At 53.0% G+C, this 10,850-nt stretch carries 9 protein-coding genes and 1 pseudogene; all 10 read right to left on the minus strand.

Annotation, left to right across the window (positions count from 1 at the left end; all coding sequences use genetic code 11):
- Window positions 1-29: 29 nt before the first annotated feature.
- Window positions 30-1,154 (minus strand): Rossmann-fold NAD(P)-binding domain-containing protein, encoded by a 1,125-nt coding sequence (locus ACZM22_RS09000; protein ID WP_483267379.1) that lies wholly within the window; start codon window positions 1,152-1,154, stop codon window positions 30-32.
- Between the two features lie 79 nt (window positions 1,155-1,233).
- The gene (gene pepD, locus ACZM22_RS09005) at window positions 1,234-2,727 is read right to left on the minus strand and encodes a beta-Ala-His dipeptidase (protein ID WP_489543813.1); all 1,494 of its coding nucleotides are present in this window, start codon (window positions 2,725-2,727) and stop codon (window positions 1,234-1,236) included.
- Between the two features lie 54 nt (window positions 2,728-2,781).
- The gene (locus ACZM22_RS09010) at window positions 2,782-3,744 is read right to left on the minus strand and encodes an ABC transporter ATP-binding protein (RefSeq protein ID WP_489543814.1); all 963 of its coding nucleotides are present in this window, start codon (window positions 3,742-3,744) and stop codon (window positions 2,782-2,784) included.
- A gap of 5 nt (window positions 3,745-3,749) precedes the next feature.
- The gene (locus ACZM22_RS09015; protein ID WP_483267376.1) at window positions 3,750-4,742 is read right to left on the minus strand and encodes an ABC transporter ATP-binding protein; all 993 of its coding nucleotides are present in this window, start codon (window positions 4,740-4,742) and stop codon (window positions 3,750-3,752) included.
- A 53-nt stretch (window positions 4,743-4,795) separates the two neighbouring features.
- On the minus strand, window positions 4,796-5,692 hold the full coding sequence (locus tag ACZM22_RS09020; protein WP_483267375.1) for an ABC transporter permease: 897 nt from the start codon (window positions 5,690-5,692) through the stop codon (window positions 4,796-4,798).
- A 2-nt stretch (window positions 5,693-5,694) separates the two neighbouring features.
- A complete protein-coding gene (locus ACZM22_RS09025) occupies window positions 5,695-6,636 on the minus strand; it encodes an ABC transporter permease (protein WP_489543815.1) in 942 nt (313 codons plus the stop codon).
- 32 nt (window positions 6,637-6,668) lie between these two features.
- The gene (locus ACZM22_RS09030; RefSeq protein WP_489543816.1) at window positions 6,669-8,216 is read right to left on the minus strand and encodes an ABC transporter substrate-binding protein; all 1,548 of its coding nucleotides are present in this window, start codon (window positions 8,214-8,216) and stop codon (window positions 6,669-6,671) included.
- A gap of 359 nt (window positions 8,217-8,575) precedes the next feature.
- The gene (locus ACZM22_RS09035) at window positions 8,576-9,517 is read right to left on the minus strand and encodes a SpaA isopeptide-forming pilin-related protein (protein WP_489543817.1); all 942 of its coding nucleotides are present in this window, start codon (window positions 9,515-9,517) and stop codon (window positions 8,576-8,578) included.
- Between the two features lie 67 nt (window positions 9,518-9,584).
- Window positions 9,585-10,259 carry a hypothetical protein gene (locus ACZM22_RS09040; protein ID WP_489543818.1) on the minus strand — a complete coding sequence of 225 codons (675 nt, stop codon included), beginning with the start codon at window positions 10,257-10,259 and terminating at the stop codon, window positions 9,585-9,587.
- 126 nt (window positions 10,260-10,385) lie between these two features.
- Window positions 10,386-10,850: pseudogene (locus tag ACZM22_RS09045) on the minus strand (LPD28 domain-containing protein); the annotation flags it as partial.

The following is a 10,850-nucleotide window of genomic DNA, read 5'->3' on the forward strand; positions in this document are numbered from 1 at the left end:
TCCCGCGCCTTGCAGGTCAGCCTGCTTCTTTAGGAAAGCATTGTATCCGGATCGAGCGGGATATACGCCTCTTTCTGACTGTCTGCCACTTCCTTCTGGGTGATCTTTCCGTCTACCATAATGATACCGGAACGCAGTACGAAGTTCTTTTTGCACGCTTCTTTCAGTCCGTAGTTTGCCGTATCTTCAATCATGGGATAAATCGCCCTTGAGAAAGTCTCGTTGGCTGCCGCAGGCACCATTGCCGGGATATTCGTAATGCCCACATGGACGATCCCTTCCTCAATGAAATACGGATTGCTGATCGTCGTGTACTGAGCCGTTTCAATAATGCCCTCACCCTCAAGGTCCACAATCACAGAGCCCTTCCGCATACTACGGACCATCTCCCGTGTCACCACCGGAACTTCCATTCCCGGATAGGAGTAGATACAGTTGATCAGCATATCGGCCAGTGCTACCTCTTCAGCGAATGCCTTCTTGTCCATATAGCGCAGGTCAGTGTGGTGAAGGACCGTCCTCAAATACTCCAACCGCGCAATCGACTTTTCAAAGACAATGACCTCTGCTCCAAGGCCCTCAGCAACCTGAGCTGCAGCCAATCCCGCATGGCCGCCGCCAATAATCACAACCCGTGCGCGTTTTACTCCGGTAATCGGGACGATACTCACGCCACTGCCGCCGTACTGTCTCTGAATATACTGTGTTCCCAGAATCGGTGCCATCCGTCCGGCGATTTCACCCATCGGGCGGGTCAGTGCTCTGCTGCCATCCGGGAAGCGCGTAACCTCGTAGGAAACGCAGGTCACACCTGCCTCACGCAGTCGTTTTACCTGCTCCGGCTTCGCCGTACCCTCCGCCATATGGAACGCGGTAAACAGAAGCTGACCTTTCCGGAAGGGCATTTCCAGGTCTCCGGGCATCAGATCCTTAAACTTTACGATCATATCGGACTTTTCATATACTTCCGCCATCGTATCAAGCATCTGCGCGCCCGCAGCCATATATTCCTCGTTTGAAATTCCCGCCGGTAATGCCAAATCCTTTTGGAAATAGACGGTGTGTCCCTGTGCTACCAGTTGCTGGACCCACTTTGGGATCAAACCGACACGAGTCTCTTTGTCTTTGAGTTCCTTGGGAATTCCGATAATCATTGAAGTGCCCTCCTCATATAATAAGTTTTGAAGATAATCCAAATATCCGCAGCCTTTGTGGTGCCCGTGATACAAGTCCTTATATGCCGTTTTCCGCAATTTGCCGCAGCATCCTTACAAACAATTGATAGGTCGGCTCCACCGTCTCAATATAGAACCTTTCTCTCGTGGTATGGGCTCCTCTCGACGTGGGAGCTAACCCCAAAGCGTCCATGTCCGGGAGCTTATCAATTATAATTCCCGGCTCACATCCGCCCTGTCCATATTCGATTTTAATTTCCTCGCCATACATCTCCTGGAAGAGCTTCTTGCATAGCTCTTGCATGGGAGAATCCGTCCGGTACGGCCATCCCGGATACTGATCCAGGATCTCAACATCAGCACCCAGTTGTGATGCCAGTTCTTTCACGCTTTTTTCCGTATCCCATTTCAGCGCCTCCGACAGCGAGCGTACGCTGAACCACAGCTGGCAGACATTCTCCTTTACGCAGAATCTGGATGTGCATCCGGTGCAAAACGGAATGCTCTGGTTCTTGCCACCGTATTCAATGACACCATACGGTATGCCCTGCAAAAGTGCTCCAATTTTCCGGAGATCTTCGCAGCTTATACAATCATGTACAAGTGCTTCCTCTTCCACTTGCTCCAAGCGAAGCGCAATGTTGTCCTCGCCTGCCGCACGGTATGCACTTCTCCAGCTTTTCTGCAGCATATCTGCCAGTTGACGCAGCTGGGTCTCCGCTTCACCGTTCTCCACACAGAGCCGGACTGTTGCCTGATCCGGGATGCCCTGGCTTTCTTGTACATCCGCATCTATCAGCCAAGCATTTTCACATCCTGTAAGCTTTTCCAGGAATTCGCCCAGCAGTGAAATGGCATTAGCGCGTCCCTTGGCAATATCGTTGCCGGAATGGCCTCCCAGCAGCCCGCCGATAGTCCCGCTGTATACGGTGCCTCGGTGCGGTACAGTTTTGTAGGTCATGTGAAAACGATTGTGTACGGCGCCTGTGCTGCACACACACATCATGTCAGCGTCACCGCTGTCCATATTGATCATGTGCCGCGCCCGGATCTGGGTATAGTCAAACTTTCTGGCTCCCCATAGTCCGCTCTCTTCCTCCACGGTGAACAGGAATTCCAGCGGCGGATGCAGCAGCTCCGGCGTTGTCATCAGCGTAAGCATCATGGCCAAACCGACTCCGTTGTCCGCTCCCAGGCTGGTTCCCCGTGCCGCCAGGGTGACCCCATAGTCCGCGTCCCGATAGAGATACAGATCCAGCGCATCCTTGGAAAAGTCATGGACAACGCCTTCGTCCTTTACACACACCATGTCCATATGCCCCTGAAAGAGGACTGCCGGGGCGTTCTCATATCCCTCCGTTGCAGGCATACGCACTAACACGTTCCCGTGCGGATCCTGATACGACTCCAGCCCCGCGGTTTTTGCGACTTCTCTGATGTATGCTGCAAGATGTGCTTCGTCTTCGGTATCATGCGGGATCCTCGTGATCTCCTCAAAATACCTCATATATCTCCGGGGTTCATATGCGTCAAGCAGATATTGTGACGGCATATAGGGGGTCCCTCCTTTCGGCATATCATCGCTTTTTGTTATTTTCATATGGTCTCAAGCATATTTGTGGCACGCGACAAGATGTCCCGGAGCCACCTCCTTCAGTTCGGGGGAGCATTGTGTGCAGATTTCCATGCAGTTTTCACAACGGGGCGCGAATCGGCAGCCCGGCTTGGGGTTGATCGGGCTGACGACCTCGCCTTTGATCACGGAGATCTTCTTGTTCCGCATGGAAATATCCGGTTCGGGGATAGAAGAAAGCAACGCACGGGTATAGGGATGAAGTGGGGAGTTGAACAGTTCATCCGCTTCGGCGTACTCCAGACTCTCACCTAAATACATGACCATGATATGATCCGAAATGTGTCTCACTACACTCAGATCATGGGTAACAAACATATAGGTGAGATCCATCTCGCTCTGAAGATCCATCAACAGATTCAGGATCTGTGCCTGAATAGAAACATCGAGCGCCGAAACCGGTTCATCGCACACAATAAACTGCGGATTCAGGGATAAGGCCCGCGCGATGCCGATTCTCTGCCGTCTGCCGCCGTCCAATTCGTGGGGATAAGAATTCGCAGTCCGTCTGGCCAAGCCCACAATATCCATCAGCTGCGCTGCCCGGTTAAAGATCTCCCGCCGGGTAGGATAGCTGTGGTGGATCAGCATATATTCGGCAATAATCTCAACCACGGATTTTCTAGGATCTACACTGGCATACGGGTCTTGAAAGATGATCTGCATATTTTTGCGCATCTGCTTCATCTTCTGCCGCCCAAACGTCAGGATGTTCTCTCCGCAATAGAGGATCTCTCCGCTGGTCGGTTCGGTCAGACGCAGAAGCGTACGTCCAAATGTGCTTTTTCCACACCCTGACTCTCCTACAATTCCCACCGTAGTGCCTTTATAGATCTGCAGGTTGATATTGTCAACAGCATGCAAATAGCGGTTTTCCCCCAATTTGAAATACTTTTTTAATGCTTTTGCTTCAATCAAGGGTGTATTTACTTCCATTGGCACTACTCTCCTATCTGTCCGGTCTGTTGAAACAAATGGCAACGAATTGCGTGTGTACCCTCATAATGGACCTCCGGACTCTTCTCCCGGCAAATGTCCATGCATTTTGAGCAGCGGGGTGCAAATTTGCAGCCCGGTTCGCACACCGTCGGATCAGGCATCAGGCCGTCGATCGGGGTCAGGCGTTTGACTCTTGTGTTCAGACGAGGAATTGACCCAAAAAGCCCTTCTGTATAGGGATGATGGTTTTTCCCGTTGAAAATATCTTCTGCCGTACCGATCTCAATGATTTCGCCCGCATACATCACCGCCACGTTATCGCAGGTTTGCGCCACAATGCCCAGGTCATGCGTGATCATGATCATAGACGTACCCAGCCGGTCCCTCAGCTCTCGTATCATAAGCAGGACCTGAGCCTGGATCGTCACATCCAGCGCCGTCGTCGGCTCATCTGCAATAAGCAGATCCGGCTCACAGGACAACGCCATCGCGATCACCACCCGCTGCTTCATTCCTCCGGAGAATTGATGCGGATACTCATGTTTCCGGGCCGGCGGAATCCCTACCATATTTAGCGTTTCGTCTACGTGCTGGTCGATCTTTTCCTTTGTCCAGCCGGCTTCATTATGCACCAGCAGCGCTTCTGCGATCTGCTCGCCTACCGTCAGAACGGGGTTCAAGGAAGTCATCGGATCCTGAAAAATCATGGCGACCTTGTTTCCGCGTATCGTGCGCATTTTCTGTTCGGAAAGGGACGTCAGCTCTTCTCCTTCAAACCAGATCTCTCCCCCGGTCACTTTTCCCGTCCGCTCCGGAAGCAGCTGCATTATGGAAAGTGCCAGCGTAGTCTTCCCGGCTCCCGTCTCGCCGACCAGTCCGAGGCTTTCTCCTCGTCCCAGCGTAAACGAAACTCCGTTCACCGCATAAACCGTTTCAAGATCCGTTTGGTAAATCACGCTTAAATCCTTTACCGCAAGAATGACATCCTCCTTCATATTAAGCGCTCCTTAACAAATTTTGTAATGTAGTCTTCTGAAATTCGCATGTACTAATTCTTCAGTCTGGGGTCCATCGCGTCACGAAGTCCGTCGCCCAGCAAGTTAACCGAAAATGCGGTCAAAACAATGGCTGCTGCCGGGAAAAAGACCAGGTGCGGAGCTTTCAGCATAAACTCTCTGGCCTCAGAGAGCATACTTCCCCACTCCGGCGTGGGCTGCGGAAGGCTGAGTCCGATATAGCTCAGAGAAGACTGATAAATCACAAGACTCGCCACATTCAGCGTGAGGTTGACCAGTATGATTCCCAAAGCGTTCGGGATAATATGGCTTAAAATGATACGCGCCGAACTGGCCCCTCCGGCTCTGGCCGCCTCCACATACTCCTGCTCGCAAAGGTTCAGGACCTCAGAACGCACCAGGCGGACATAGTTGGTAAAGTATGCCAGCGTCATCGCCACGATCAGGACCGGAATGCTGGAACCCAGCGCCGCCACTACGACCATGGTAAAAAGGATGTCTGGCACCGACATAAAGATATCCAGACTGCGCATAATCACCATGTCCACCTTCCCGCCGAAGTATCCGGCGGCCGCACCGAGCAAGCTTCCAAAAATACAGGAGGTCATGGAAGCAAACAGCGATATGGCCAAGGAAGTCCTCGCTCCATGTACGAATCTTGCAAAAACATCCCGTCCATACATATCCGTACCCATGAGATGCTTCGCTGATGGAGCCTCAAAGTTACTCATGACATCCTGAGAAATGGCAGCTTGATAGGGGATGATCACATCCGCAAATATGATGGTAAGAATTAGTACGATCAGAATTATAAGTCCGACCATCGCTCCCCGATCTTTTCGGAGGCGTCTGAAGATTTCGTGGAATTGCCCTGCCTTTTTGAATTCTCCTCTGTCGGCGCCCTTTACTCGTCCGGTTATCCCACTCATATTCACCGCTCCAATCTGCTATATTTGGCACGTATCCTGGGGTCTACATAAGCATACGCGATATCGACCAAAAGCATCAGCATGGTAAATGCAGAGGCGATCAAGATGCTGGCTGCAATAATGACCGGCTCGTCCTTTTTACTGATACTGTCCACGATAAGGCTGCCTATTCCCGGAATGGAAAACAGTCGTTCTGTCGTCACCATTCCAGCCAAAAGGACTCCGAAGCGCATGCCCACGCATGTAATGACAGGCAGAAGCGCATTTCGCATAGCGTGCTTCCAGATAACTGTCCGCTCCGGAACTCCTTTTCCGCGGGCTGTCCGGACATAGTCCTGCCGTATCGCCTCAAGCATGGACGATTTCGTAAATCTGAGGTATGCAGCCGCTTCTGAAATGGCGACCGCGCTCACCGGGAGAATGTAGCTCTTCAGACCAGACAAGCCAAAAGATGGGAATATGTTGATCTTCAGCGCGAAAAAGTACATCAATACCATTCCTATCACAAAGCTTGGCACCGCCGCCAGGAAAAACGCCATCATGGTTGGCACGGTATCCCAGAGGGAATACTGCCTGACGGCAGAGTAAATTCCCACTGGTACTCCTACGCATACCGATATCACCAGGATGAGCAGCGACATCCGGATGGTCACAAGGAATCTCGGCCAGATCTCGTCGAACACCGGCCGGCCACTGAAGTACGACATCCCGAAATCGCCTTCTGTAACGATATCCTTCAAGTAATTGACATACCGTTCCGCAATGGGAAGGTCGTAGCCCAGGTCATGGTTGAGCGCGTCAATGGCCTCTTGCTTCGCCGTTGGCCCAAGGATCATCCGACCTGGGTTTCCCGGTGTAAGCCCCATGACAAAGAAGATAATAAATGTGACGCCAAGTATTGTGGGGATTAGGAAAAGTACTCTCTTTATGACATAGCGATACACCTTTCACCCTCCATCCGATAATTTTTATAGTGTCAGGCGTTCCAGCTCCACTGCGCAACTCTGTAGTAGGTCGGAACACTAACGACGTTCAAATCAGGATTCCATGCGGTGCAGGCCGGAGGCGCTACAAGCGGAATCACGCAGTAGGTGGCCATTACCTCATTATAAAGCTCGGTATAGATTTCCTTTCTGGCGGCTTCGTCAGTGATCTGCTCGCCCTGCGCAAACAGGTCTTCAATGTGCTTGTAGTCGAACTTGTCTCCGACAAAGCTCACATTGTAGATACCGACAGAGCCGCTATGAGCCTGCTGGCGGAAGTTGTTGAAGTCATAGTTGCCGTTGTCGCCGACAATGCAGATGTTGTAGTCCTGGGACGCCATCCGATCCACCGCCACGCCGAACTCAAGGGTCGTGATCTTCGCGGTGATGCCCACCTCAGCCAGGTTCGACTGGAGAACCGTGGCGTAGGGCTCCGAGGAACCGGTACCTACCAGGATTTCGCCTACATCCACACCGTCCGGATAGCCGGCTTCCGCCAGGAGAGACTTGGCCAGCTCCGGGTTATAGGAGAGGTCCACATCACATTCCGTAGGAGCTGCCTCCGCATAATGGGGATTGATGTAGAAGTCCGTAACCTTGCCCAGCCCGTCGGTGGCAACCATGTTCATGGCTTCCCGGTTGGTTGCGTGAACGATCGCCTGACGGACCTTGTCATTGTTCAGGACTTCGCTGGATTCATAGTTGATGCACATAAACTGAATATCGTTGGACTCCATTTCATTGGTCGCAAACTTTCCAGAGTCCTTGATATCCGCCCAGTTGGAGAGAGGAACCGACAGGTAGTCGATATCACCGTTTTTCAGTGCGATAACTGCGGAGGAGTTGTCCTCGATCACTACATAACCGATCTTCTTGATCTGGGGTGCTCCCTGCCAGTAGTCTTCAAATGCATACAAAGTCCAGCCGCTGTTGGGCCGATAAGTCTCCGCATCCATGTAATAAGGACCCGTGCCGGCCAGGTTAGCAATGGTGCCGAAGTCGCTCCCCTGAGAGGTCACTTCCTTCTCGCTCAGAATTTTGATTTTGAAGAACGTGTGAAGGATCGGGGAATACGGACGTGCAATGGTGATCACAACGTGGGAGTCGTCCGAAGCCTCCACCTTTTCGATCATGTCCGTATAGCTGTTGTACTTGGGATTGTCCATAAAGTGCTGATAGCTGAACACCACGTCAGAGGCCTTCAGGGTCTCGCCATTGTGGAACTTCACGCCGTCCTGCAGCGTAATCGTATACACTGTGGCATCATCGCTGATATCGATTTGCTTTGCCAAGCAGGGCTGATATCCGCCGCCGCTCTCATCCAGAGTATAAAGGCCCTCATAAATCTGCTCGTTTACAGTAAGGACATCCGTCTCATTGGTATCTGCCGGGTCAGTGGTCTGCATACCCAGGGCATTCCGCAGCATCACGGAATCTCTGGGTCCATCTGTTGTCTGTCCACCGCTGGGTGTGTCGCCACAGCCGCAAAGCGTTGCAAGACATACTACGATTGCAAGGATGTAAGAAAGCGTCTTTTTCATTTTGATTCTCCTTTTTTTGTAGTGTCTGTACGTATATGCGTATCGATTCCTTATATACGCACCCTTATATTACACAAGGCGTCCGTGTTTGTCAAGGTCTTTTTGGCTGTATTACTAATTTTTTCTGCAAGAGCGCAATGCATCTTAGGCAGTTGGCTAAAAAGAGCGTGGAGCAGACCCCTTTAGCCCTCTTATCCAGCAAAGCTGTTTTCGCCTCTTGAAGCTGTTGGACTTCCGCGCCCGTTTCTGTTATGATCGAATCCGGTGGGTCTTGCGCAGGCGGCGTCCGATTTATACAACATACGATACTGTGAAACGACAACGTTTCACCATAGGAGGCGAAAATGTGGTTTTTATTGTCATTTTATCTGGCCATGATCATCATCGTTTCCACCGTGTGTCCCATCGTCGCCTCGGCCGTGCAGGGGCAGGCGCTGGAAAAGCGGACAAACCTCTATACGATGGCGCTGGAAAAGCTCAACGTCATGATCGGCAACCTGATCCACGGGTATCCGACCATCAAGGTCAACCACGTCGAGCGGGAGTACCTGCAAACGCTGGAGCAGGATAACGAGAACGCCGCCCACGCGGAATTTGCCAAATCCAAGACGAAGGTCCGGGTCAATATGATCATCGGCCTGCTGTCCTACGCCGGCGAACAGCGGCTCGGTCAGCAGCGTGTACCCTGCTGGGGCTTTGGTCTCCGTCACACGGTACTGCACACCGACCTTTAGGTCACTCCATTTGGCAATACCGGTCTTGTCGGTGGTCACTCTGCCGACCTCCGTCCATGCCTTGCCGTCCGCAGATGTCTCCAGCAGCAGCTCCGCACCGGTGAGAGGTGCGCTTGTCGCATCCACCTTGCGGACGGTGATGCTGCCCTTCTCTTCCACGGCTTTGATTTTGTAGTCGGCACTGGGATAGCCCAGGGACATCGCCAGCGCGATGCCGCTCTGCACAGAGACGGGCAGGTTATACCAGCTGGCACTGGAGCCCTCCTTGTAGGTGCCGCTGTCATCGGAGTGAACGCCCGGCTCGATGCAGTAAGCCACCGCGCCATCCGCATATTTCATGTGGTAGAGGGCGCTGCCGCTGCCGAGACTGCTGGTAGCCGAGATGGTCAGATTTGTAATGGACGGCGTTGTGCTTTGGCTATAATCATACTGACGAAATGTGATCTCGTCAGAATAGACGTAGACCCTGTACTTGACCGTCACGCTGGCAGCATAGGCGGTCACCGCCAGTGCTGCCGCCATGACCAACGCCAGCACAAAGGCTGTCATGTGTTTGAATGCTTTCAAATGGCTTCCTCCTCTACAAAAGATAAGACCTCTCTGTTTCCAGAGAGGTCTTGCGTATTGTTTTTTCTCAGCCTGCATAGAGAACATAGATGAGCAGGCTTATGCCGTCCTCTACGATGCAGACGTTGCAATGGAAGCCCGTGTCCGCGATGCTATCCATGCCCGCCTGCATCATGAGCTGCCGGAAGGTGTAGTCCACCATGTCCCGCGCCTTTGCCTCCAGCACTTCCTGTGAAGCATCCGCTGCCACCGATGCAGGGAAGCGATAGGCACTGTTGTCCAGCGTCAGGCTGCCATCTGTGATGACACCGTACTGCGCGGCAGCATAGGCGTTGGCCGCCTCGACAGCCGCCCAGCGGTCTGCCGGAGCCATGGATTCAGGCGTGGGGGCCGGTTCCGGCGTAGGCTCCGGCTCCACATAGCCCGTCTTGGCGTGGACGGTCTCGGAGGGGATATTCTCTGCGGGTGTGGGCTCCTTGACCGGCTCAGGGGGCTGAGCTGCTTGTGGGACAGTTTCCGTCTGAGAAGCTTTTTGCTCTTGGGTTTGCTCCTGCGCCGTGACCGATACCGTGCCTGACTCTTTTACCGCTGGGGTAGGTTCAAGTGTCACTTGCGGCTGCTGGGCATCCTCCTGTACCACGGTCGTCGGTGGCAGGGTGATCTCCGTTGAGGTGCTCTCCACCTGACCGCAGGCCGTGAGGAGCAGCAGCGCGCTGGCTGCCAGTAGTGTGATCTTCTTCATTTGTGCGTTCTCCTTCCGTTTTTGGTAACACAAACGGATACCACACAACTTTCAACAAGTCAACGGAAAGACGCGGAACTCAGAAAACAAAATAGGGAGGGCCTCGCGGGGAGGCAAATCGCCCGCTCATGTTAGTCCTCCCATCGTCATATCGGGGCCGGTACTCTGCGCCATGTTCTGCCGCTGGGCATCCAGATCATAGGCCGTACAGTAGCAGTTATAATCCCCAGGGGACGGGTTGCACCGCAGGCAGTAGCGGTAATGCTCGGTTTCCACGATGTAACCGTAGTTTTGTGTCCAGCCGCCGCTGATTTTGCCGCCGTGATCATAGCAAAAGCGCTCCATAGCGAAGCGGTTTTTCAGCACACTCTCCCGCAGCGTGTCCACGACCTCTTGCAGCTCCGCTTTGAACACAGGGCTGTTCAGCTCCTCCGGGCCACGGGGCCGCCATGTATGCCAGAACTCATTGCCGCTGCGGCCGAAGTCCATGCGGACATGGCCAACGGTACCCAGCCGCTTATCTTCTTCGGGGTGCGGGGTATAAAATAAGCCCGCCTCCTCTGGGCGGGCAGGGCGGATATGAAATTGCGT

The organism is Vescimonas sp. (genome assembly GCF_057856985.1).